Below are 24,069 nucleotides of genomic sequence, written 5' to 3'. Positions count from 1 at the left end.
GTAGACCGAAACTGGGGATGGGTTAAGACTCCAAGATTGATGCCAAAGCAGTTTTCTTGGTTCTGTGGAGCGAGAGGCGGGAGCAAGATCACTAAGTTGTGATATTTCGTATTTTAGGGGCGTTAAATGTCGTTAATATCACGAGATATCGAGACTATATCATTGATTGATAAATTTAGTGTAAACAGGGAGTAAAGTGATTTTTAGAGCAAAATAAAATCAGTTTTGCATTATATATTCGCGGTTTCCGGGCGCTTGTGTTTAGGTGTCGCCCTGACAACCTGGGCACCATCGGCTGACAGATCCAAGTCGAGATCACTGTCGGGCATACAGCAGCAGGGCAGGCACTCATCAGTCTCAAGTGAAACCAGAGGCTCGGTATGATAAGTCACACTGCCGCTTCTTATCTTGGTTTTACAGGCACCACAATAGCCATTGCGGCACTCTGAAAACAGCTTAACATTCTTCTGTTCGAGCGCATCTAACAGGCTTATATGTTGCTGATTGAACAGCAACACAGGTTGGCCATTTAGGCTGACGATAGGAGCCTTGTGGAGGATCTTAAAGTTCGAAGTCATCGAAGTCGTCATCTGAGACGGTTGCATCAACTTGGCCGACTAAATATGAGGTGATCTCACTCTCCTGAGGAGCGACCTGAACATTGTCGCTAACAAGATATGTGTTGATCCAAGGCAGTGGATTATTCTTAATAGCAAATGGTGCTTCGTAGCCGATAGCTTCCATACGGTTATTACTGATGTACTCGATATACTGCTTAAGTATCTCAGCGTTTAGACCGATCATAGAGCCATCTTTGAATAGGTAGTCAGCCCACTCCTTCTCTTGCTCAACAACATCGAGGAATACTTGACGACCCGCTTCATGAAGATCACGGCAGACCTCAACCATTTCAGGATCATCATTGCCATTGGCCCAGAGTTTAAGAATATGCTGTGTACCGGAAAGGTGCAGAGCCTCATCTCGGGCAATTAATTTGATGATCTTGGCGTTGCCCTCAAGCAACTCACGCTCTGCAAAGGCAAATGAGCAGGCAAAGCTGACATAAAAGCGAATAGCTTCTAATGCATTAACTGAGCACACAGCAAGGTAGAGTCGCTCTTTGAGTTTGCGTGTCGATACTTCAATGGTCCTTCCTTCAACTTCGTAACTGCCTTCACCTTGTGATTGAAGGAGCTGTGTCGTTAAGATCACGTCATCAAAATATTTAGCAATGCTGGTCGCACGTTTTAAAATCGCTGGGTTGACTACGATATCGTCGAACACTTCACCTGGCTCAGTGAACAGGTTTCGTAAGATATGGGTATATGAGCGGGAATGAATGGTTTCACTAAATGCCCAAGTCTCTACCCAGGTCTCAACTTCAGGTAGAGAGACAAGTGGCAATAACACGGCATTGACGGAGCGTGCAGCCATGCTGTCCAGTAGAGTCTGGTACTTTAGATTGGAGATGAAGATATGTTTTTCAGATTCAGTTAAACGTTGCCAGTCTGCGCGATCTTTTGAGATATCGATCTCTTCAGGGCGCCAGAAGAAAGAGAGCTGCTTTTCAATCAGCTTTTCAAAAGAGACATGCTTTTGTTGGTCATAACGAGAGACATTAACAGGGTTACCCAAAAACATAGGTTCGAGTAGTTGATCGTTTTTTACTTGGTTAAACGTCGTATAGGTCATGAACGTCCCTTAAGAGATTACTAATTTGTTGTATTAAACACTTTTCAGCGGTTGCCAAAACATTACACCACTGAAAAGTGAGTCTATCATTATGCGAAGTGAACCGGACAATAGGCTCACTTCATTTTTCCAGGCGACAGTGAGCTTAGATCTTACAAGCTCCGCCTTCGCAATCCTCGTCCTCTTTCTCAACACTGACAATGTCATTGTGAGAATCGCTCGCACCGTCGCGAGTGTTATGATAGTAGAGTGTCTTAACGCCAAGTTTATAGGCGTTAAGTAGATCTTTTAGCAGCACCTGCATCGGTACTTTCTGACCCTCGAAGCGACTCGGATCATAGTTGGTGTTAGCCGAAATGGCCTGATCAACAAACTTCTGCATCAGTCCTACTAACTGCAGGTAACCTTCGTTGTTTGGCATCTGCCAAAGCAACTCATAGCTGTATTGATACTTATCAAAGTCTGGTACCACCTGCTTAAGTTGCCCATCCTTACTGGATTTAACACTGATTAACCCACGAGGTGGCTCGATACCATTGGTGGCATTTGAGATCTGAGAAGAGGTCTCTGATGGCATCAATGCAGACAGGGTCGAGTTACGTAAACCGTGCTGGACGATATCCTGGCGCAATGTTTCCCAATCCATATGCAGCGGCTCATCACAGATCTTATCCAGATGACGCTTATAAGTATCTATCGGCAAGATACCCTTAGAATATGTTGTCTCGTGGAATGAAGGGCAAGCACCTTGCTCTTTAGCCAAATTCATCGATGCTTTCAATAGATAATATTGAATCGCTTCGAAGGTCTTGTGAGTGATGTTGTTCGCCGAACCATCGGAATAACGCACACCTTCCTTCGCTAAGTAGTTAGCAAAGTTGATCACACCGATACCCAATGTTCTGCGGTTCATCGAAGACTTCTGAGCTGCAGTGATTGGATAGTCCTGATAATCGAGTAGGTTATCGAGTGCACGAACAGCAAGATCCGCAAGGGGTTCGAGTTCAGAAAGATCTTTTATGGCGCCTAAGTTCAGTGCAGACAGCGTACAAAGCGCAATCTCGCCTTCTGGATCATCGATATTATTCAGTGGCTTCGTTGGCAGTGCGATCTCGAGGCAGAGGTTAGACTGTCTGATCGGTGCAATTTTACTGTCAAACGGGCTGTGCGTATTACAGTGATCCACGTTCTGAATATAGATACGACCCGTCGATGCACGCTCCTGCATAAGCAGTGAAAATAGTTCAGAGGCTTTAACTTGTGTTTTACGAACAGAATCGTCCTGCTCGTATTGAAGGTAAAGACGCTCAAACTCATCTTGATCTTCGAAGAAGGCATCATAGAGGCCAGGGACATCAGATGGACTAAACAGGGTGATCATGCCGCCCTTGATCAGTCTTTGATACATCACCTTGTTTAACTGTACGCCGTAATCTAGCTGACGAACGCGGTTATCTTCGACACCACGGTTATTTTTAAGAACCAATAGAGATTCAACTTCCAGATGCCAAAGTGGATAGAAGAGTGTTGCCGCTCCACCGCGAACGCCGCCTTGTGAACAAGATTTAACTGCCGTTTGGAAGTACTTGAAGAAAGGCAAACAACCGGTATGGAATGCTTCACCGCCGCGAATAGGGCTGCCTAATGCACGGATACGACCCGCATTGACACCGATACCGGCTCTCTGACTAACATACTTAACTATCGATGACGCTGTCGCATTAATAGAGTCAAGGCTATCACCGCACTCGATCAGAACACATGAGCTGAATTGACGTGTCGGTGTACGCACACCGGCCATAATCGGTGTCGGTAGAGAGATCTTGAAGGTCGAAACCGCATCATAGAAGTTTTTGATGTAGGTTAAACGTGTCTCTTTTGGATATTTGGCAAACAAACAGGCCGCAACCAAGATATAGAGAAACTGTGCGCTCTCATAGATTTCGTGAGTGACACGGTTTTGAACCAGATATTTACCTTCGAGCTGCTTAACTGCGGCGTAAGAGAAATTCATGTCACGCCAGTGGTCAACATAACTGCCTAAGGTATCGATCTCTTCTTGCGTGTAATCTTGTAAAATATGCGCATCGTACTTGCCCATCTCAACCAGTTTAACTACATGTTCGTAGAGTTTAGGCGGTTCGAATTGACCGAACGCCTTCTTACGAAGATGGAATATCGCTAAACGAGCCGAAAGAAATTGGTAATCAGGAGACTCTGGGGAGATCAGGTCGGCAGCGGCTTTAATGATTGTTTCATGAATAGCTTCTGTTGGAATGCCGTCAAAAAACTGCAGGTGAGAGCGAAGTTCAACTTCAGATACCGATACATTATTGAGGTCTTTGGCAGCCCATGTGATGACACGGTGGATTTTATCTAGGTCGATGGTTTCACGTTCGCCACTGCGTTTTGTGACTTTCAGATTGCTATTCATTAAAGATAGGCCTTGGTTTTAATATTTATGAAGGTGTTCAGTGCTGACCACCCTACGATTCCTTGTAAACAATCAAATTGAACACCGAAAATCGGTAGTTTCCTTGACTTCACACAAGCGAGCACTTGTGTCTCTGATTGTCACTAACACACTATATATGGTGTTTTTTAATTTCTTAGGTACAAGATAGTGAGGTTGAGCACATTTTGCAAGTATGAATTTTGGGGGCATCTTGTGGATAACCTGAGGGTAAACTTGCCTGTTAGTAATGGCTAACCTTTGATGACTGTTTTTATTAGGCTTGCAGGCTGGAGAATAAAAAATAAGCGAACTGATCCAGATCAAAAATCCAAAGGATCGACTGGCGATCTTTTGGATCTTTGAGTGAATAGTACGCGCTTAATTAGGCTGTACTTAAATTGGTCTGTTTGAAATTGACTCAATAAAAAAGTCGATGATAGCGATGGGGGATTCAAAAGAAAATTGTCCCGGCCAGGAGTGAGTGTGAGTCAGGTCGTCAATATAACCCCATTGTGCGACGCCACCCAACATTGCGCTATCTGCTGCTGCGACTAAGTCACGTTCGGCATCACCTAAGTATAAGATCTCATGGACCTGACAATTAAGTTGCTGCGCGGCGAGTAGCATGGGCGCGGTATGAGGCTTTGAAAACTGCGTACTGTCACCGCTTATTACCGTTTTCATTCTTTGCGTGAGTGATAGGGCTTGGATTAATGGACGCGTGTATTTCGCCGCCTTATTGGTAACTATTCCATAAGGGATCCCATTCGTGTCGAGATAATCGAGAAGGTCGGCAACGCCATCGAACAGTTGGCAATGGTTTCCGTTAACTCGTGCGTAGCTATCCAGTAAGCCCTGTTGAACGGCTCGATGTTGAGTATCGGTTGCACCGGGTAGGGCTGCTTGAGCTAATGCCAAACTGCCATTAGATGCCACGTGGCGCATGGTTTCCAGCGACACTTGCGGGTGGTCGAACGATTCAAGACTCATGTTAAGTGCGGCAATAAGATCGGGGGCGGTATCGACGAGTGTCCCATCGAGATCAAAAAGTACCCCTTTTATATCGGTTGCAATCAGGGCTTGAGTCACCACTGTCATTTAATCAATACTCTTTCTGGTCGCTATCATATAGTTAACATCGACATTTTGGGTGTAGGTAAATGTTTCGGTGATCGGGTTATAAGTGATACCGGTAGCATCTTCACAAAACAGTTCGGCATGTTCGGCCAAGGAGATTAATTCAGATGGCTTAATAAACTTATTATGGTCGTGTGTACCGACAGGCAGCATTTTCAACAGGTACTCGGCACCCAAAATCGTTTCGACGTAAGCTCTGATATTACGATTAATAGTGGAGAAAAAAACATAACCGCCAGGTTTTACCATGTCGGCACAAGCTTGCACTACAGAGCGAGGGCTGGGGACGTGCTCTAACATCTCCATACAGGTCACGATATCGTAGGTTTCTCTATGTGTTTCACGATGAGATTCGGCAGTGTCTTGAATATAGTTAACTTCAACATCCATCTCCAATGCATGCAGACGCGCAACGTCTAAAGGTTCAGTACCCATATCCAGACCATCGACGATAGCACCAATTCGCGCCATGCTCTCGGATAGAATACCGCCACCACAGCCAACATCGAGTATACGTTTACCAAAAACGCCACCGCTGGTTTGGTCGATATAGTTGAGGCGAAGCGGATTTAATTTATGTAATGGCTTAAATTCGCCTTCAGGATCCCACCAGGTTTCGGCCATTTTCTCAAATTTGGCGATCTCTTGTGGGTCGACATTGATCTCTTGATTCACTTCTTGCTGCACTATATCACCTCACTAGCGATTACTTAATATTGTCATTATACCCATAGGTTCTAATAAACAAAGGAGATTCAAAAGAGATTTAAGCGATAATTTAACCAATTGATTATTTAGCGAACATAGTTTGATATGAGTCAATTAATTATAATTTATATCTAAAGTTGAATAGGGTCTACCGACAATAAATAACTGTGTTAGAATGCCAAATCACGTTTTCAGGCTCAACAATTTCACCTGCCCATTTCGAGTAGTGATTTGTCGGCTAAATTTCAAGGGATCGAGCAGTTTATGACTGATCTGGCTTCATCTATAACACCAATTAATATTGAAGACGAATTAAAGAATTCATATCTTGATTATGCAATGAGCGTAATCGTAGGCCGGGCATTACCAGATGTCCGTGATGGCCTTAAGCCTGTTCATCGCCGCGTTCTTTTCGCGATGAGTGAGCTTAAAAATGATTGGAACAAACCCTATAAAAAGTCGGCACGTGTTGTCGGTGATGTTATCGGTAAGTACCACCCTCACGGTGATACCGCTGTGTACGATACGATAGTTCGTCTGGCACAACCTTTCTCAATGCGTTACACCTTGATCGATGGACAAGGTAACTTCGGTTCCGTCGATGGTGATGCTGCTGCTGCGATGCGTTATACCGAAATCCGTATGGATAAGGTGGCGCATCAGTTATTAGCCGATCTCGATAAAGAGACGGTCGATTTCGTGCCTAACTATGATGGCACTGAGTTTATTCCAGAGGTATTGCCGACACGGATCCCGACCTTATTAGTTAATGGTTCATCGGGTATTGCGGTCGGTATGGCAACCAACATTCCGCCACACAACTTAAATGAAGTCGTGTCGGGCTGTTTGGCCTTGATTGGAAACCCAGATCTGACCATCAATGAACTGATGGAATATATTCCGGGCCCGGATTTTCCGACAGCCGCAATCATCAATGGCCGTAAAGGTATCATCGATGCGTATCACACCGGTCGTGGTCGTGCGGTCATGCGCGCTAAAGCCGAAGTTGAAACGGAAGACAATGGACGCGAGCGTATCATTGTTCATGAGATCCCGTACCAAGTTAACAAGGCGCGCTTGATCGAAAAGATTGCCGAGCTGGTTAAAGATAAGAAGATCGAAGGTATTAGCGGCCTACGTGACGAGTCTGATAAAGACGGTATGCGAATCGTCGTTGAGATCAAGCGTGGTGAAGTGGGCGAGGTTGTACTAAACAATTTATACGCTCAAACACAGATGCAGTGCTCGTTCGGTATAAACATGGTGGCACTGACCAATGGTCAGCCTAAGCTGTTTAACCTTAAAGAGATGCTAGAGTGCTTTATCTTACACCGCCGTGAAGTTGTTACACGTCGTACCGTATACGAACTGCGTAAGGCTCGTGAACGTGCGCATATCCTTGAATCTTTAGCGATTGCATTGGCGAATATTGACCCAATCATTGCATTGATTAAAGCCTCTCCAACGCCAGCAGAAGCTAAAATTAAGCTTGTTGCCGAAGGCTGGGAGCTGGGTAATGTACAAGGCATGCTTGAAAAAGCAGGTGATGATGCAGCTCGTCCTGAGTGGTTAGAGCCAGAGTACGGTATTCGTGATGGTCGTTACTACTTAACAGAGCAGCAAGCACAAGCGATTCTGGATCTGCGCCTTCATAAGTTGACCGGTCTTGAGCATGAGAAGATCTTAAAAGAGTATGAAGAGCTACTCGAGATCATCGCAGCGCTTCTTTATATTCTTCGCAGTTCAGAGCGTTTAATGGAAGTGATCACAGAAGAGCTTCAAGAAGTTCTCGAAAACTTCGGCGATGAGCGTCGTACTGTGATTAATGCTAATGAAGTTGACATGAGTCTTGAAGACTTGATCAACGAAGAAGATGTGGTTGTGACACTTTCACACCTAGGCTATGCCAAGTACCAAGCCCTAACGGATTACCAAGCGCAGCGACGTGGCGGTAAAGGTAAAGCGGCGACGAAAGTGAAAGATGAGGACTTCGTAGAGAAGCTCCTGGTTGCTAACACTCACGACACGATTCTTTGTTTCTCAGACTTCGGCAAGATGTACTGGCTTAAAGTGTACCAGTTACCGCTTGCGAGCCGTACGGCTCGTGGTCGTCCGATTGTTAATATTTTGCCACTGTCTGAAGGCGAACACATCACGGCTATCTTGCCGGTTCGTGAATATGCCGATGACAAGTACATCATCATGGCCACAGCTCATGGTACCGTTAAGAAAACTGCACTGACTGCTTACAGTAATCCACGTGCAAACGGTATTATTGCGGTTAACCTTAAAGATGGCGATCAGCTTATTGGCGTAGATATCACCAATGGCAATGACGAAATCATGCTCTTCTCAGATGCGGGTAAAGTTGTTCGTTTCAATGAGAAAGTACGTGATTCAGAAACTGGCCAAGTTAAGCTCGATCCTGAAACCGGTGAAGAGGTCTTAGCTTTACGTCCAATGGGCCGTACAGCGACCGGTGTTCGCGGTATTCGTCTTGAAGGTGAGCAAAAAGTGGTGTCGCTAATCGTTCCTAAAGACGATGGAGCAATCTTGACGGTGACTGAAAATGGTTATGGTAAGCGTACCGACCTTTCTGAGTATCCTGCTAAGAGCCGCGCGACTAAGGGTGTCGTTTCAATTAAGGTCAGTGAACGTAATGGTTCCGTGGTTGGCGCTGTTCAAGTTGGCGAAAACGATGAAATCATGCTGATCAGTAACAAGGGCACGTTAGTACGTACCCCAGCTACCGGGGTATCGAGTATTGGTCGTAACACTCAAGGTGTAACGATAATACGTACCGCAGAAGATGAAATAGTGGTTGGTCTTCAACGTATCGATGAGATTCAAGAGCCTGCTCCTGAACTCGACGAAGAGGGTAACCCGATTGTTCCTGCAGCCGATGAGGCCGTAGAAACAACATCTGAAGTAGATACACCTAAAGCTGACGATGCACCTGAAGCTGAGCCAGCTGAATAGTTGCTAATGTATTAGCGAATATGATTAACGGGCGTCCAATTGGACGCCCGTTTTGTTTTATTCTTTACAAAAGATTGAGTTATTTGAAAATAGTCTAGGTAACTTGTCTTTTCCTATGACAATATGGATGGCTACATAAAAGTGGCCAATAGCATTAAGAAAGGCAAAGGAGAGAAGAGTGAGCACGACATATAATTTCTGTGCAGGTCCCGCCATGTTACCCCAAGCCGTAATGAAGAAAGCTCAGGGTGAGCTGCTCGACTGGAACGGGCTGGGCACATCGGTCATGGAGATAAGCCATCGCAGTAAAGAATTTATTGCCTTAACCGATCAAGCCGAGACCGATTTACGTGAATTGATGTCAATTCCAGAAAATTATCATGTGTTGTTTATGCATGGAGGCGGTCGGGGGCAGTTTTCAGCTGTTGTGAATAATTTTCTCGGCGAGAATGGAAAAGCGCTCTATCTTGTCTCTGGAAGTTGGTCAAGATCTGCAGTAGATGAAGCTATCAAACTCACAAGTGATGCACAAATTGACACCTTAGATCTGCTCGTTAATGATAATGGTATCAGCGCCGTCAGCATTCCTGAACTAGCGGGTAAAGCAACGGATTACCGCTACCTGCATTACTGTCCTAATGAGACGGTTGATGGTATCGAAATTGTTGAAGAGATAAACTGTCCTTGGCCCATTGTGGCCGATATGTCATCCAATATCATGTCACGTGAAATCGATGTCAGTAAGTTTGGTCTGATCTATGCCGGCGCTCAGAAAAATATTGGGCCATCGGGTTTAAGCATCGTTATCGTGCGTGATGACATGCTGAAAATGCCGAGCCTGCCGCAATCATCCATCATGGATTATCGATTAGCCGTTAAGCATGGCTCTATGTATAACACGCCACCGACATTTGCGTGGTACTTAGCTGCCGAAGTGTTTAAATGGTTAAAAGTCAGTGGTGGCGTTGCTGCAATGGCAAAGACAAATGCCAAAAAAGCTGAGCTTCTCTATGATTTTATCGATGGCTCCGATTTTTATAACAATACCGTTTCAGCGCAGAATCGCTCCTTGATGAATGTGATATTTTATCTGGAGAATGAAGATAATAACGCCGACTTTCTGGCCGAAGCGAGTAGAGCTGGCTTAGTGGCACTAAAAGGGCACCGAAGCGTTGGTGGTATGCGTGCGAGTATCTATAATGCCATGCCTATCGAAGGGGTAGAGAAGCTGGTCGAGTTTATGAAGGGCTTTGCTGATAAATACCAGGCTTAATTGCGAAGAAAGCTCCTAGAACCTAGGTTCTAGGAGCTCGAACCTCAGTTATATTACCTTCGCAATAGACTCCGCTAAGTAATCTACATTTCCATGTCCGATACCTGCAATACTTATTCTGCTTGAATCTACCATATAGATACTGTGCTCTCGTTGGAGCTGTTCAACCTGCTTTGGATTGATACCAAGGAAGGAGAACATTCCTTTCTGCTCGGCGATAAAGTCAAAATTACGCGTAACACCCTTTTCTTTCAACTTTTCTACCAACATTGAGCGATTGCCGTTAATGCGGTCGCGCATGATTTTAAGCTCGGCTAACCACTCTTGCTTAAGCTCATCAGAGCCCAGAACAGTTTCAACAATGGCAGCGCCATGAGCTGGCGGCATAGAGTAGATGCAACGTACAACGTACAGTAAAACCGAAAAGGCGACATTAGCCGATGATGCATCTTTACCTACGATGGAGCAGGCCCCGATACGTTCCCTATATAGGCCGAAGTTCTTAGAGCAAGAGCTACATAAGATCATGTTATCGACGGCGCCGGCCATCTTTCTAACACCATAGGCATCTTCATCCACGCCATCGCCAAATCCCTGATAAGCCATATCGATTAGTGGGGTGAAGCCCTGTGCTTTTGTCAATTCGATGATTTCGTCCCATTGGCTCTGGTTCAGATCCATGCCACTTGGGTTATGACAGCAAGCATGTAAAAGCACCACATCGTCGGGTCCAACGTTTGCGAGCGCGGCTTTCATCTCATTAAATTTAAGGGATTTTGTATCATAGTCGTAGTAAGGGTAGGTTTTAACGGTAATACCCGCCGCTTCAAACAGACCGGTATGATTAGCCCAGGTTGGGTCGCTGACCCAAATCACCGCTTCGCCACTTTTCGTCACCGAGCTGGCTCGTTTGATGAAATCTGCTGCAACACGAAGGGCACCTGTTCCACCGGGAGTCGAAACGGTACGAACACGGTTAGCCAAAATCGCGGGATTACCTATGCCAAAAGCAAGCTCGCCAAGAAGTTGGTTGAAACGAGCAGAACCGGTAGGTCCGATGTAAACTTTTGTTTCCTCGGTGTCTATTCGATGTTGCTCTGCCTTTTTAACACAAGTCAAAATAGGGGTATGACCCGTTTCATCTTTATAAACACCGACCCCAAGGTCGACCTTGTTGGTGTGTGTATCTTCACGATACTTAGTCATAAGTCCTAAGATAGGGTCAGAAGGCATAGGGGTTAGTTTATCGAACATAGCTCAATCACCTTTATATATTTGTAGGCAAGTCTGCCTTTTCTAATTGACTTTAGGGTAACGTAAATAAGGCAGTTTGTAATAGCTAATCATGATAATTAACTCGAGCCCTGATATGGCATTAAATTATTCCAGTGGTCGAGTTTGCATTTGGTTGACTTCAATAAAACTGTCCAACGAGGAGGAATATTGCCAAGTTAAATGAGGATTTTCGCCCTTAAAGCGTAAAAAAGGGTTAAAACCTCAGAAAGCATAGTAAGTGTTGCACTTACTACTTGAATCTAACGCGAGCAATCGGTAACTTTATACGTACGAAGTTCAAACACCAGTCAGTCGGATAACCATTTTGTCGTGGTGGTTGTTAGTGCCGTTTGCACTGTTCGGTTGACATGAACATCTATTGCTAACCTGTGGGTTGTTTGTCCCGCGATAATAAAGAAGTATTTTAATGAAGCAGCTACGTCTTGAGCCAATCAACAAGGTTCAGGGGACCATCAATATCCCTGGATCGAAAAGTATCTCTAACCGCGCGCTTTTGCTTGCTACACTTGCGAAAGGCACCACGACACTGACAAATTTACTCGACTCCGATGATATCCGTTATATGTTGGCGTCGTTGAAACAGCTTGGCGTAAATTATCGTCTATCTAATAACAATACCGTTTGTGAGCTTGAGGGAATGGGAGCGCCACTTAATAGTGAGCAAGCCCAAACCCTTTTTCTTGGTAATGCAGGCACGGCAATGCGTCCCTTATGTGCAGCGTTAACGCTGGGACACGGCGAGTTTACCTTAACGGGTGAGCCTAGAATGGAAGAGCGGCCCATTGGTGATCTCGTCGATGCGTTGAGACAGCTTGGAGCCAATGTTACTTACCTTAAGAATGATGGCTTCCCGCCTTTAACCATTAATGCAACCGGACTCGAAGCGGGTGAAGTTGAGATCGCAGGTGACCTTTCCAGCCAATTTTTAACCGCATTGCTTATGGTTGCGCCATTGGCGACCGGCGACGTTAATATCAAGATAAAAGGGGAGCTGGTCTCTAAGCCCTATATCGACATCACCATCGCTTTGATGGCTCAGTTTGGTGTGCAAGTGGTTAACCACAGTTATGAACGTTTTGAGATAAAAGCCGGACAAGTCTACGTCTCACCGGGTAAGGTCTTGGTAGAAGGGGATGCTTCATCGGCCTCCTACTTCTTAGCGGCTGGCGCGATTAAAGGTGGTGAAGTAAAAGTCACCGGAGTTGGGCGCATGAGTATTCAAGGCGATGTGAAGTTTGCCGATGTCTTAGAAAAGATGGGCGCCGATATCGAGTGGGGGGATGACTACATCATTTCACGGGGTTCGACGCTCAAGGCTGTCGATCTCGATATGAACCATATTCCCGATGCGGCAATGACTATTGCAACGGCTGCCCTGTTTGCAACTGGCACTACCCATATTCGTAATATCTATAATTGGCGCATAAAAGAGACTGACAGACTCGCCGCTATGGCAACCGAACTTCGTAAAGTCGGTGCGATTGTCGACGAGGGAGACGATTATATCAGTATTACTCCCCCAACTAAGCCACACACGGCAGATATAGATACCTATAATGATCATCGAATGGCGATGTGTTTCTCTATGTTAGCCTTTGCTGACTGTGGGATCACGATTAACGATCCAGATTGTACATCTAAAACCTTCCCTGATTACTTCAATCAGTTTGCTGCATTAGCGCAGTAGCTTCAGCAATGTTATTAAAGAGTTAATATCCCCGGTCGCTTCTGGAAAGACAATTGATCAAGTCTGGAGGCGATTGGCGGTATCGATATCGATCCGAAAATGTGGGTTTGATACTTTTTATTACAAATTTTAAGTTAGAAATTTATACCGCTTTCTTCATCTAGTTGGTTTATAATACGCGCGCTCATTTTTCGGTGAAATCATTTTGACCTATCTCATTTTTCAAAGATGTCATATGACTAACCCATTAAAAATCTTATGAAAATGGATTTTACTGTGGAGAAATATATGTCTGAACGGACTCCTGTTGTCACTATTGACGGTCCAAGCGGCGCGGGAAAAGGTACCATCAGCCAGTTATTAGCCGAACGTTTAGGCTGGAAATTACTGGACAGCGGCGCAATTTACCGAGTATTAGCCTTAGCAGCGCTCCATCACAATGTTGAGCTGGATAACGAGGACTCGCTGAGTTTGTTGGCCGCGCATCTGGATGTGCAGTTTATTACCGGTAACGGGTTACACGGCATTAAGGTTGTACTTGAAGGCGAGGATGTTTCAATCGATATTCGCAGTCAAGAGTGTTCAAATGCCGCGTCTAAAGTGGCGGCTTATCCACGCGTAAGGGAAGCCTTGTTGCGCCGTCAACGTGCATTCAATGAAGCACCGGGTTTAATTGCCGATGGTCGTGACATGGGAACAGTTGTTTTCCCCAATACCCCTGCTAAAATTTATTTAACCGCATCTGCGGAAGAAAGGGCGCAAAGACGCTATAATCAGTTGCAGGACAAGGGCTTCGATGTTAATATCGACCGTCTTTTGTCCGAGATAATAGAACGTGACGACCGCGATACCAATCGCAGTGTTGCTCCTTTGGTTCCTGCCGAGGATGCTTTAATCATCGACACGTCTGGAATCGGGATTGATGAAGTGCTCGATATTGCGTTGACGCACATACAAACTAAATTACCAAGTGTGAGCTAATTTCGGCTGACACTTTATTATTCGCAACATGGATGATGCGGATTATTATACTGACTCCACGTCCAGGATGAGCCGTGGTTTATTAAAGAAAGTAACTAAAACATGACTGAATCTTTTGCTGATCTATTTGAACAATCCCTTAATGAACTTGAGTTCCGTCCTGGTTCTATCGTAACTGGTGTAGTTGTATCTATCCAGAACGGTATGGTACTGGTTGACGCTGGCCTTAAGTCAGAAAGCCCAATCCCAGCTGAGCAGTTTAAGAACGCCGCAGGCGAACTTGAAATTTCTGTTGGTGATTCTGTGCACGTAGCGCTTGACGCTGTTGAAGATGGCTTCGGTGAGACTCAACTGTCTCGCGAAAAAGCTAAGCGTCACGAAGCTTGGATCGTTCTAGAAAAAGCGTACGAAGATGCTGAAACTGTAATCGGTGTCATTAATGGTAAGGTTAAAGGCGGTTTCACTGTTGAATTAAACGGTATCCGTGCATTCCTACCTGGTTCTCTAGTTGACGTTCGCCCAGTTCGCGATACAGCTCACCTAGAAAACAAAGATCTAGAATTTAAAGTTATCAAGTTAGACCAGAAGCGCAACAACGTTGTTGTTTCTCGTCGTGCTGTTATCGAATCTGAAAGCAGTGCAGAGCGTGATGCTCTTCTTGAGAACCTACAAGAAGGTCAATCAGTTAAGGGTATCGTTAAGAACCTTACTGACTACGGTGCATTCGTAGACCTAGGTGGCGTTGACGGTCTACTACATATCACTGATATGGCGTGGAAGCGTGTTAAGCACCCATCTGAAATCGTAAACGTTGGTGACGAAATCAATGTTAAAGTTCTTAAGTACGATCGTGAGCGCACTCGTGTTTCACTAGGTCTTAAGCAACTTGGCGAAGATCCATGGTTAGAAATCAGCAAGCGCTACCCAGAAAACACACGTTTGACTGGTCGCGTTACTAACCTAACTGACTACGGTTGTTTCGTTGAAATCGAAGAAGGCGTTGAAGGTCTTGTTCACGTTTCTGAAATGGATTGGACTAACAAGAACATCCACCCATCTAAAGTTGTTAACTTAGGTGATGAAGTTGAAGTTCTAGTTCTAGACATTGACGAAGAGCGTCGTCGTATTTCTCTAGGTCTTAAGCAATGTAAAGTTAACCCATGGGATGACTTCGCAGAGCGTTTCCAGAAAGGCGACAAGGTTTCTGGTAAGATCAAGTCAATCACTGACTTCGGTATCTTTATCGGTCTTGACGGCGGCATCGACGGTCTAGTTCACCTATCTGACATTTCTTGGAATGGTACTGGCGAAGAAGCTGTTGCTGAATACAAGAAAGGCGACGAGATCAACGCAGTTGTTCTTTCAGTTGACCCAGAGCGTGAGCGCATTAGCTTAGGCGTTAAGCAAACTGAAGACGATCCGTTCAATGCTTATCTTGCAGATAAGAAGAAGGGTACTGTTGTTAACGGTACAGTTACTGCAGTAGACGCTAAAGGCGTAACTATTGAACTAGCTGAGACTGTTGAAGGTTACTTACGTGTAGCTGATATCTCTCGCGAGCGTATCGAAGATGCATCTACAGTTTACTCTGTAGGCGACGCTGTTGAATCTAAGTTCATGGGTGTTGACCGTAAGAACCGTACTATCAGCCTATCTATCCGTGCGAAAGATGAAGCTGAAGAGAAAGAAGCAATGGCTAGCTTGAACAAGCAAGAAGACGCTGTGATGAGCAGTGCTATGGCTGAAGCGTTCAAAGCGGCTCGCAAGTAATCGCCTGAAGTTCTGGGGTGCTTGCACCCCTGTTAGGTGACTGTGTTTGGCTTGATAATAGAGGGTATAGGATGACAAAATCCGAACTGATCGAAAAACTCGCCACGAGGCAGTCGCAGATGTCGGCTAAAGAAGTGGAAAGTGCAATCAAAGAGATGTTAGAGCAGATGGCTCAAACATTAGAAGGCGGTGATCGTATTGAGATCCGTGGCTTTGGTAGTTTTTCTCTTCACTTCCGTGCGCCGCGTACTGGCCGTAATCCTAAGACTGGAACATCAGTCGATTTGGATGGTAAGTATGTTCCGCACTTTAAGCCTGGCAAAGAACTGCGCGAACGTGTTGATGCAATTAATGCTTAAATGACATTGTTTTAAAAGCCTCCGAATGGAGGCTTTTTTATGCCTAAAATTCAGTAATCCCTAGCTAGTTGAGTGAAATTCTTAGATAATCAAGGGATATCATTCGGTGTGTGGAGAGTCACGTGAAGTCATTTATCATCACAGTGTTAGTTGCACTGTTTTTCTTTCTTGCACTGATTTTTGGTGCTCGCAACGAACAAGTTGTGACGATAAGTTATTTCGTTGCTCAGGGTGAGTTTAGACTGCCTATTGTGCTTGCAGTTGTCTTTCTTGCGGGTTTCCTCATAAGTTGGATTTTTGCGATGTATCATATTGCCAAACTCAAATTGGCACTAAGAACAGCAAACAAAAAGAATTTAAATCTTGAAAATAAAATGACTGATTCAACATTGCTTCAGGAAGTAGACGCCTAATATGCTTGAGATCCTGTTTCTGTTACTACCCATTGCAGCCGGATATGGCTGGTATATGGGACGCCGCAGTGTGCGGCATAAACAGAGTAGCGATCGCAAAAAGTTGAGCCGTGATTACTTTACCGGCCTTAACTTCCTTCTTTCGAACGAGTCAGATAAAGCGGTCGATCTATTTATCTCCATGCTCGATGTAGATGACGACACCATAGATACACATCTATCTTTGGGCTCACTGTTTCGTAAGCGCGGCGAAGTAGACCGCTCAATTCGAATTCATCAAAATTTGATTGCCCGCCCTAGCTTAGCTACCGAACAACGCGACATAGCTATGATGGAGTTGGGCAAAGATTACCTCGCAGCCGGTTTTTATGACCGAGCAGAGGAAATTTTTCAAAACTTGGTTAAGCAAGACGATCACAGCGAAGCCGCTGAAACCCACTTGATCGATATCTATCAGGTGACAAAAGAGTGGCAAAAAGCCATTAACATCATAAAAAGTCTAAAACGTAAGCGGCAACTTGTTTTAAAGCACAATACCGCACATTTTTATTGTGAGCTTGCCAATGAAGAAGCGGACAGCGGCGGACAACTCAAATTATTACACGCTGCAATCAAGCAAGACCCACAATGCGGTAGAGCAATCCTGACCTTAGCCCAAAAATATCTCGATCAAGATGAACTCATAAAGTGTAAAGATATGCTTTATAAGCTGTTAGAAGCTGATGTTGAGTTGATCCCCGATGCGCTGGCGACCTGCAGACAGGCATATCACGAGAGTCATGATTCGACGGGCTACTGTGACTTTCTCAGGCAGGCACTTCAACAGGGCGCAGGTGCCAGCGTTGCGATCACTTTGGCGCAGCACCTGATAGAGCAGGGGGAGACTCAGGCTGCCGAGAAATTAGTACTCGATGGTCTGTACCGACACCCCACGATGAAGAGTTTTCAGCATTTAATGCAGATGCAGATGCAACAGGCGGAAGATGGGCAGGCTAAAGAGAGCCTGACCATGCTTGAGAAATTAGTTCAGCAACAGATTAAGTTCAGACCAGGTTATCGCTGTAGTGAGTGTGGCTTTCCTTCCCACAGTCTCTATTGGCATTGTCCCTCTTGTAAAAGTTGGGGCAGCATTAAACGGATACGGGGATTGGACGGCGAATAGGCTCGTTCCATTTAACGATGAGACAAGGGAACCCTTGACTCGCAAATGAAGATGAACAGTAGAATGCAAAGCAATTGGAGAAATAATGAACAATAAACCTATCGTGGTCGCCCTGGATTTTGATGACAAAAATGCTGCTTTGCAATTGATCGATCGATTAGACCCTCAAATGTGTCGTTTAAAAGTGGGCAAGGAGATGTTTACCCTCTTCGGTCCAGAGCTTGTGAAAGATATACATAACCGTGATTTCGACCTGTTCTTAGACCTTAAATTCCATGATATTCCAAATACAGTGGCCAAGGCTGTTACAGCAGCGGCTGAGTTAGGTGTTTGGATGACCAATGTGCATGCCACCGGTGGCTTGGCCATGATGGAAGCGGCAAAGAAGGCTCTCGTTCCTTACGGTGAAGACGCACCTCTGCTCATCGCGGTCACCGTATTAACCTCTATGAGCGATGAAGATCTTAAGCTTATCGGCATCGATGTACCAGCCTTCGAACATGTTCAACGTCTGGCAAGACTCACACAACAGGCTGGTCTCGATGGCGTTGTTTGTTCGGCTCACGAAGCCCAGCAATTAAAAGCAAGCTTAGGTGAGAGTTTTAAATTAGTGACGCCGGGTATACGCCCCGTTGGAGCAGACAAAGGCGATCAGCATAGGATCATGACGCCACCTCAGGCTATTGAGGCGGGATCAGATTATCTTGTCATCGGTCGACCTATCACTAAGGCCGCAGACCCATTGGCTGCGCTGACCGCGATCCATCAGTCGTTGAACATTGGTAGTTAACATCGCAGTCCTTGAATTTTCAGTTCTCGAAATAGTGGTTAGCTAAAGAATAGAGCTGGAAATATGAGTTTAAATGTAAGAATCAATTGAACAGTTAAGTGAGAAACAGATGGCAAATCCTTTCCAGGAACAGTTACTCAAAGCGGGACTTGTGAGTAAACAGAAAGTTCAGAAAGCCAAGACACAGAAAAAGCGCGATCGTAAGGCCAAGGTTGACGATGGCAGCGCTGCGTTGAAGCAAGAGATCGCCGCACAGAAGAAAGCGCAAGCAGAGAAGGATAAGGCGTTAAACGAAAGACGATTCGAAGAAGCGTCTGAGAAGGGGTTAGTCCGCGGGCTCGTCACCGAGTTCAAGCGTCTGGCGATTAAGCTGCCTCAGCATGCCGAGTTAAAATTCAACTACACCTTTAACAATAAAATCTTCTCTCTCTATGTTGACGATAAACTGCAGTCTCAGCTTCTCAATGGCCAGCTGGGTATTGTGCGCCATGAAGAGACCAGCTATCTGGTCCCTCATAAACTGGCCGAACGCGTCAATATGTTGGTGCCTGAGTGGTGTGGCTACTTGTGGGTTAAAGATGATAAAACCCAAGTCGTCGAAGAGGATGATCCATATGCCGATTATGTCATTCCAGATGATTTGATGTGGTAAAGGCTAAGACGGCGGTCGTTGGCCTGTAAAGGCTAAGATGACGGCCAGTGGCCTGTAAGGGCTAAGACGATGGTCGTGGACCTGTAAAGGCTGAGACGATGGTCGTTGACCTGTTAAGGCTGAGACGACGGTCGTTGGCCTGTAAAGGCTAAGATGACGGTCGTTGGCCTGTTAAGGCTAAGACGACGGACGTTGACCTGTTAAGGCTGAGATGACGGTCGTTGACCTGTAAGGGCTAAGACGATGGCCGTTGGCCTGTTAAGGCTATGACGATGGCCGTTGGCCTGTTAAGGCTATGACGATGGCCGTTGGCCTGTTAAGGCTATGACGATGGCCGTTGGCCTGTTAAGGCTATGACGATGGCCGTTGGCCTGTTAAGGCTATGACGACGGCCGTTGACCTGTTAAGGCTATGACGACGGCCGTTGACCTGTTAAGACTAAGACGATGGTCGTTGACCTGTTAACTCACGAAGTGAGTGTCGTCTCAGCTCTACTACCGTTTCAGCTTCTCCAGCGTAGCGTCGAACAGTTCGTTTGCGAACGTCGTTCCAGCTTGACTACCGTCTCAGCTTCTCCAGCGTAGCGTCGATTAGTTCGTTTGCGAACGTCGTTCCAGCTTGATTACCGTTTCAGCTTCTCCAGCGTAGCGTCGAACAGTTCGTTTGCGAACGTCGTTCCAGCTTGATTACCGTCTCAGTTTCTCCAGCGTAGCATCGATTTGTTCGCCTGCGAACGTCGTCCCAGTTCGATTACCGTCTCCGCTTCTCCAGCGCAGCATCGAATAGAGCAAAGCCCGTCCATCAGTTCACGCAGTGAACGTCATCTTAGCCTAAATTCTATCTTTTCCTTTGTTTAACACTAAAAATCGCTTTCTTTTCCTACGGTATCTGGTATAAATTAAAACAACTGTTTAAATCCATTGTTTGAGAGTCGATCATGAATCCGTACCAAGCACCGTTAGCCGAAATGAAGTTTATGTTAGATAAGGTCTTTGATGCGCCAAATACATGGGCGTCATTACCAGCCATAGCCGAAAATGTCGATATGGACACCGCGGTTGCGATAATGGATGAAGCAGACAAGATAAGTCGTGAACTGATACATCCTATTAACCGTAGCGGTGATGAGCAAGGTGTAAGGCATGAAGATGATAAGGTGATCACACCTGACGGCTTTAAAGCTGTTTATGACCAATATGCTGAAGGTGGCTGGGTCGGTCTGTGTGGCGATCCCGAACAGGGTGGCATGGGTATGCCGAAGATGTTGGGTGTGCTGGTCGATGAGATGTCTTACAGTGCCTGTAACTCTTTTACCCTTTATGGTTCACTGACCGCGGGTGCAGCCTTGTGTATTAATGCACATGGCAGTGACGAGATTAAAGAGAAATACCTGCCTATGCTGTATAGCGGCGAATGGGCTGGTGCGATGGATATGACCGAACCTCAGGCGGGTTCAGATCTGCGAAATATCCGCACTAAAGCGGTCCCTAACGATGATGGCAGCTATAACATCACGGGTAGTAAAATTTTTATCACCGGCGGTGAACATGATCTGACTGAAAATATCATCCACCTGGTATTGGCAAAACTCCCCGATTCGAATGGCATCTCTCTATTCTTAGTACCAAAAATCAAAGTGGATGATTCAGGCACTCTCGGTGAGTCAAATGGCGTCACAGTCGGTTCAATCGAGCATAAAATGGGGCTGAAAGCCTCTGCAACATGTGTGATGAATTATGATGATGCTCAAGGTTATCTGATTGGTAGGCCAAATCGCGGACTCATCTGCATGTTTACTATGATGAACTATGAGCGTTTAGCCATTGGCATTCAGGGGTTAGGTACGTCACAGGCGGCATATCAGATGGCATCCGATTATGCTAAAGAGCGTGTTCAGGGGGTGGCTGCAGGCGGTTCGCCAACGGGTGCAAGCAGCGATCCAATCTTGGTTCATGGTGATGTTCGTCGTATGCTTCTCAATATCAGAACCTTGACCGATGCGGGTAGAGCCCTGTCTATATTGACGGGTAAGCAGCTTGATATTGCAAAATATGGTGAGGGAGAGGAGAAGGCTAAAGCGGCGCGTTATGTCGGCTTGTTAACACCCGTAGCTAAGGCATTTCTCAGTGACCGTGGCCTCGATGCCGCTATCATGGCGCAACAAGTCTTTGGCGGTCATGGCTATATTCGAGAAACAGGTATCGAACAACTGGTACGTGATACACGAATCGCTCAGATATATGAGGGGACAAACGGTATTCAGGCAATAGATTTCTTAGGCAGAAAGGTGACAGGGGATAATTTAGCGGCATTGACTGAGTTTGTTACCGAGTGTAATGAGAAGCTATCTCAAATGAGCCATGTAGACGAGGCTCATAAGGAGAAAGTGGCAGGATTGTTCAATCAGTTACTGGCTGTTGCAGACAAAGTGAATGACAACAAGACGAAAACACCGGCTCTCATTAACAGTTGTGCCGTCGATTTTCTCGATGCATTTGGCCATATTCTTTACGGTTATTTCTGGTTGCTAATGGCCGACACTGCAGTAGTTCATGAAGATGAAAAGTTTGCGTCGCAAAAGCGTCACTTAAGCGACTTCTATATCAATAAGGTGCTACCTAAGGCTGAATATCATCTTGCACAGGTCAGTGCCGGAGATGCTTGTGTTATGAATATCCCTGAAGAGATGTTCTGATCACTTTTAGCTTATTTTGAGCTTACAAACTAGCTTACTTTAGGTGTAGAGTCTTGCGTCTCGATACCCGGGTTAACAATAAACCGGGCTTTAAAAAAGGGAATACTTTCTAAGTATTCCCTTTTTTATTGGCTGTGTTCAAGACAACAGCCATCAATATACGCTGCTAATTGGCGGTCACAGACTGAGCCGTTGCATTGAGCTGTGTCGGCGCTGCGGTGTGGTCCATTAAGGTCTGCAAGAAAAGGGCACTGAATGGTGCAAGTTGCTGCTCCTTTTCTATTGGGCTCTGTCCATTTTCTAAAATGACAAACAGCGTATCGTCTGTCTTGGGCTTCTTGATAAATCCAGCCAGGTTATCAACGCCCTGCATTGAACCTGTCTTTGCCCAAACATATTTTCGAAGTGGGGCGCTGGTAAATGATGGCTTGTACTTGAGGGTGCCACTGACGCCTGCGACAGGCAGCGATTCCATGAGGCTTTTAAATCTCGGGTCCGTATAGATTAACATCAATACTTGACTGAGCTGTCTGGCGCTGAGTAAGTTATAACGCGATAGTCCCGAACCATCCACGACTCGGGCGTGGGTCAGATCGACACCTTCTTCAGTTAAAATCTGAACCATCGCCTTGCTGCCATTACTAAAGGTTCCTGGACGGTTATATTGCTTGTGTCCTATCTGTTTCAATAAGCTATCCGCGATCAGATTATCAGATTTGACTAACATGGTATTGAGCAGCTCAGGCAGCTCTTTTGACTGATGGCTGGCAATGAGGCTGTGATTTTGTGGCAGGGTGCCTTTCAGTAGTACCTTACCTGTAACCTTAATTTTACTACTCTTCGCAATCTGAGCCACGGTATCTTTTGCAAACAGGGCCGGCTCAGTTATGGCTATGGCGAGTTTTAAGGGACGATTCCCCGAGTGACAGCCTGTTAGGTTAAAGTGATTATTGGGTAGGCGCTGTAGACTCAAATTACAAAATTCAAGGGTACTGCTTTTATCAAAAATGGCACTATTATCGATAATCACCGGAAGATAACTGGGGAATTGAAGTTGGCTGGTATTATTAGCAAGTGTTGGTTTTAGTTGTCCATGTACACAGTTTTTATTGATAATAAAACTGGATACGGGAGCGGCAAAACAGATCCCCAAGTCGTCCCAAACCCAACCGGGTGCTTGTAACTCTTCATTATTTTCGCCGACGAGATAGAGATCCCCCTCTATTTGGAAGAGCCCCTGATCCGTTAGTTGCTTAAACAGTTCTCTTAGCTCAAGACTAGTCAGTGTCGGATCGCCACTAAATTTAATAAAAACATCACCCTTAATCTTACCGTTTCGGATCGGAAAATGAGAAAAAATTTCAGTCTTATAATGAAACTGATCTCCAAGAGCCGCAGTTGCCGCAACCGCGGTGAGTAACTTTTGGGTACTCGCCGGTAACTGTAAAATGTCGGCATTCTCTTCATAGATCGACGTACCTTGTGTCAGGTTTGTCGCGATTATAGAGGTGTGAGAATGAGGTGGTTTAATAAGAGATAGAATATTACTGAAATACTCATCGCTAAAGGCGGGTGATGAGGTAAAAAATGAAACCAACAGGGCAAGGGTTAACTTTTTCATAAAACGTTTAAACTCAGTTTTGGTGAAAGGGGTAGATAAAACTAAAAAAGCGCATTAAGACGAAAGCATGATAAATACATTGGTATAAGCATAACCTAAGGCAGGGATTATGCTTACTCACTGACCATATCTATCAGGCAAAAACTAAGTTCATGATGCCGAGCTTAGTCGGCAGATGAAATTTGATTATTCATCCTCAGGGGCATCCTTCTCCATTAAACGATAGAGTCTCAGAGTGACAAAGGATACCAAGGCAATGAAGATGGGTAATATAAACAGCCCAAGCTGAGCTTTAAAATGAAAAACTGCCCAAGCGAGTACCAGGGCGATAGCTAAGGTTATTAAGATCTTCAGGTTCATGTAACGTGGTCACGGTAATAGTAGATAAACGCTATATTA

19 protein-coding genes are annotated in these 24,069 nt (G+C 45.3%); 11 read left to right on the top strand and 8 right to left on the bottom strand.

Going from position 1 to position 24,069, the window contains the following annotated elements; all coding sequences use genetic code 11:
• Positions 1-230: 230 nt before the first annotated feature.
• The 5 genes from yfaE to ubiG all read right to left on the bottom strand — a co-directional run bounded on the left by yfaE (position 231) and on the right by ubiG (position 5,959).
• Positions 231-578 (bottom strand): class I ribonucleotide reductase maintenance protein YfaE, encoded by a 348-nt coding sequence (gene yfaE / locus EKG38_RS11675; RefSeq protein ID WP_126520424.1) that lies wholly within the window; start codon positions 576-578, stop codon positions 231-233.
• Positions 562-1,692: a class Ia ribonucleoside-diphosphate reductase subunit beta gene (gene nrdB / locus EKG38_RS11670; protein ID WP_126520423.1), complete on the bottom strand. Its 1,131-nt coding sequence runs from the start codon at positions 1,690-1,692 to the stop codon at positions 562-564. Before nrdB ends, yfaE begins: the two co-directional genes overlap by 17 nt.
• A 145-nt stretch (positions 1,693-1,837) precedes the next feature.
• The gene (gene nrdA, locus EKG38_RS11665; protein ID WP_126520422.1) at positions 1,838-4,126 is read right to left on the bottom strand and encodes a class 1a ribonucleoside-diphosphate reductase subunit alpha; all 2,289 of its coding nucleotides are present in this window, start codon (positions 4,124-4,126) and stop codon (positions 1,838-1,840) included.
• Between the two features lie 414 nt (positions 4,127-4,540).
• On the bottom strand, positions 4,541-5,245 hold the full coding sequence (locus tag EKG38_RS11660; protein WP_126520421.1) for an HAD-IA family hydrolase: 705 nt from the start codon (positions 5,243-5,245) through the stop codon (positions 4,541-4,543).
• Positions 5,246-5,959 carry a bifunctional 2-polyprenyl-6-hydroxyphenol methylase/3-demethylubiquinol 3-O-methyltransferase UbiG gene (ubiG, locus tag EKG38_RS11655; RefSeq protein WP_126520568.1) on the bottom strand — a complete coding sequence of 238 codons (714 nt, stop codon included), beginning with the start codon at positions 5,957-5,959 and terminating at the stop codon, positions 5,246-5,248.
• A 297-nt stretch (positions 5,960-6,256) separates the two neighbouring features.
• Between ubiG and gyrA the strand changes: the two genes are divergently transcribed.
• The gene (gyrA, locus tag EKG38_RS11650) at positions 6,257-8,971 is read left to right on the top strand and encodes a DNA gyrase subunit A (protein ID WP_126520420.1); all 2,715 of its coding nucleotides are present in this window, start codon (positions 6,257-6,259) and stop codon (positions 8,969-8,971) included.
• 178 nt (positions 8,972-9,149) lie between these two features.
• Positions 9,150-10,244 (top strand): 3-phosphoserine/phosphohydroxythreonine transaminase, encoded by a 1,095-nt coding sequence (serC, locus tag EKG38_RS11645; RefSeq protein ID WP_126520419.1) that lies wholly within the window; start codon positions 9,150-9,152, stop codon positions 10,242-10,244.
• 48 nt (positions 10,245-10,292) lie between these two features.
• Here the strand turns inward: serC and EKG38_RS11640 are convergent, their stop codons facing one another.
• On the bottom strand, positions 10,293-11,498 hold the full coding sequence (locus EKG38_RS11640; protein ID WP_126520418.1) for an amino acid aminotransferase: 1,206 nt from the start codon (positions 11,496-11,498) through the stop codon (positions 10,293-10,295).
• Between the two features lie 448 nt (positions 11,499-11,946).
• Between EKG38_RS11640 and aroA the strand changes: the two genes are divergently transcribed.
• From aroA to EKG38_RS11595, 9 genes are all read left to right on the top strand, one after another.
• A complete protein-coding gene (gene aroA, locus EKG38_RS11635; protein WP_126520417.1) occupies positions 11,947-13,227 on the top strand; it encodes a 3-phosphoshikimate 1-carboxyvinyltransferase in 1,281 nt (426 codons plus the stop codon).
• Between the two features lie 288 nt (positions 13,228-13,515).
• Positions 13,516-14,208 carry a (d)CMP kinase gene (gene cmk / locus EKG38_RS11630; RefSeq protein ID WP_126520416.1) on the top strand — a complete coding sequence of 231 codons (693 nt, stop codon included), beginning with the start codon at positions 13,516-13,518 and terminating at the stop codon, positions 14,206-14,208.
• A 102-nt stretch (positions 14,209-14,310) separates the two neighbouring features.
• A complete protein-coding gene (gene rpsA, locus EKG38_RS11625; RefSeq protein WP_126520415.1) occupies positions 14,311-15,978 on the top strand; it encodes a 30S ribosomal protein S1 in 1,668 nt (555 codons plus the stop codon).
• A 71-nt stretch (positions 15,979-16,049) separates the two neighbouring features.
• Complete coding sequence (gene ihfB, locus EKG38_RS11620; RefSeq protein ID WP_012142641.1) at positions 16,050-16,337, top strand: integration host factor subunit beta; 288 nt, start codon at positions 16,050-16,052, stop codon at positions 16,335-16,337.
• Between the two features lie 122 nt (positions 16,338-16,459).
• The gene (locus EKG38_RS11615) at positions 16,460-16,750 is read left to right on the top strand and encodes a LapA family protein (protein WP_126520414.1); all 291 of its coding nucleotides are present in this window, start codon (positions 16,460-16,462) and stop codon (positions 16,748-16,750) included.
• A 1-nt stretch (position 16,751) separates the two neighbouring features.
• Positions 16,752-17,912: a lipopolysaccharide assembly protein LapB gene (gene lapB, locus EKG38_RS11610; RefSeq protein WP_126520413.1), complete on the top strand. Its 1,161-nt coding sequence runs from the start codon at positions 16,752-16,754 to the stop codon at positions 17,910-17,912.
• Between the two features lie 85 nt (positions 17,913-17,997).
• Positions 17,998-18,702, top strand: coding sequence for an orotidine-5'-phosphate decarboxylase (gene pyrF, locus EKG38_RS11605; RefSeq protein WP_126520412.1), 705 nt, complete (start codon positions 17,998-18,000; stop codon positions 18,700-18,702).
• A 109-nt stretch (positions 18,703-18,811) separates the two neighbouring features.
• Positions 18,812-19,354 (top strand): DUF2058 domain-containing protein, encoded by a 543-nt coding sequence (locus EKG38_RS11600; protein WP_126520411.1) that lies wholly within the window; start codon positions 18,812-18,814, stop codon positions 19,352-19,354.
• Between the two features lie 937 nt (positions 19,355-20,291).
• Complete coding sequence (locus tag EKG38_RS11595) at positions 20,292-22,049, top strand: acyl-CoA dehydrogenase family protein (protein WP_126520410.1); 1,758 nt, start codon at positions 20,292-20,294, stop codon at positions 22,047-22,049.
• 166 nt (positions 22,050-22,215) lie between these two features.
• Here EKG38_RS11595 and dacB read toward each other — a convergent pair whose 3' ends face one another.
• Both dacB and EKG38_RS11585 read right to left on the bottom strand, forming a co-directional pair.
• Positions 22,216-23,670, bottom strand: a complete 1,455-nt coding sequence (dacB, locus tag EKG38_RS11590; protein ID WP_126520409.1) for a D-alanyl-D-alanine carboxypeptidase/D-alanyl-D-alanine endopeptidase — start codon at positions 23,668-23,670, stop codon at positions 22,216-22,218.
• 186 nt (positions 23,671-23,856) lie between these two features.
• On the bottom strand, positions 23,857-24,030 hold the full coding sequence (locus EKG38_RS11585) for a hypothetical protein (protein WP_012142634.1): 174 nt from the start codon (positions 24,028-24,030) through the stop codon (positions 23,857-23,859).
• Between the last annotated feature and the right edge of the window lie 39 nt (positions 24,031-24,069).

The organism is Shewanella canadensis (genome assembly GCF_003966225.1).
Taxonomy (GTDB): domain Bacteria; phylum Pseudomonadota; class Gammaproteobacteria; order Enterobacterales; family Shewanellaceae; genus Shewanella; species Shewanella canadensis.
Note: the sequence above shows the minus strand (reverse complement) of the source record. Positions and strands in the feature narration are given on the sequence as shown.

Excerpts from the sequence above, each read along its gene's own strand:
- yfaE (WP_126520424.1), bottom strand. The coding sequence starts at position 578 with ATGACTTCGAACTTTAAGATCCTCCACAAGGCTCCTATCGTCAGCCTA.
- nrdB (WP_126520423.1), bottom strand. The coding sequence starts at position 1,692 with ATGACCTATACGACGTTTAACCAAGTAAAAAACGATCAACTACTCGAA.
- nrdA (WP_126520422.1), bottom strand. The coding sequence starts at position 4,126 with ATGAATAGCAATCTGAAAGTCACAAAACGCAGTGGCGAACGTGAAACC.
- EKG38_RS11660 (WP_126520421.1), bottom strand. The coding sequence starts at position 5,245 with ATGACAGTGGTGACTCAAGCCCTGATTGCAACCGATATAAAAGGGGTA.
- gyrA (WP_126520420.1), top strand. The coding sequence starts at position 6,257 with ATGACTGATCTGGCTTCATCTATAACACCAATTAATATTGAAGACGAA.
- EKG38_RS11640 (WP_126520418.1), bottom strand. The coding sequence starts at position 11,498 with ATGTTCGATAAACTAACCCCTATGCCTTCTGACCCTATCTTAGGACTT.
- aroA (WP_126520417.1), top strand. The coding sequence starts at position 11,947 with ATGAAGCAGCTACGTCTTGAGCCAATCAACAAGGTTCAGGGGACCATC.
- cmk (WP_126520416.1), top strand. The coding sequence starts at position 13,516 with ATGTCTGAACGGACTCCTGTTGTCACTATTGACGGTCCAAGCGGCGCG.
- rpsA (WP_126520415.1), top strand. The coding sequence starts at position 14,311 with ATGACTGAATCTTTTGCTGATCTATTTGAACAATCCCTTAATGAACTT.
- ihfB (WP_012142641.1), top strand. The coding sequence starts at position 16,050 with ATGACAAAATCCGAACTGATCGAAAAACTCGCCACGAGGCAGTCGCAG.
- lapB (WP_126520413.1), top strand. The coding sequence starts at position 16,752 with ATGCTTGAGATCCTGTTTCTGTTACTACCCATTGCAGCCGGATATGGC.
- pyrF (WP_126520412.1), top strand. The coding sequence starts at position 17,998 with ATGAACAATAAACCTATCGTGGTCGCCCTGGATTTTGATGACAAAAAT.
- EKG38_RS11600 (WP_126520411.1), top strand. The coding sequence starts at position 18,812 with ATGGCAAATCCTTTCCAGGAACAGTTACTCAAAGCGGGACTTGTGAGT.
- EKG38_RS11595 (WP_126520410.1), top strand. The coding sequence starts at position 20,292 with ATGAATCCGTACCAAGCACCGTTAGCCGAAATGAAGTTTATGTTAGAT.
- dacB (WP_126520409.1), bottom strand. The coding sequence starts at position 23,670 with ATGAAAAAGTTAACCCTTGCCCTGTTGGTTTCATTTTTTACCTCATCA.
- EKG38_RS11585 (WP_012142634.1), bottom strand. The coding sequence starts at position 24,030 with ATGAACCTGAAGATCTTAATAACCTTAGCTATCGCCCTGGTACTCGCT.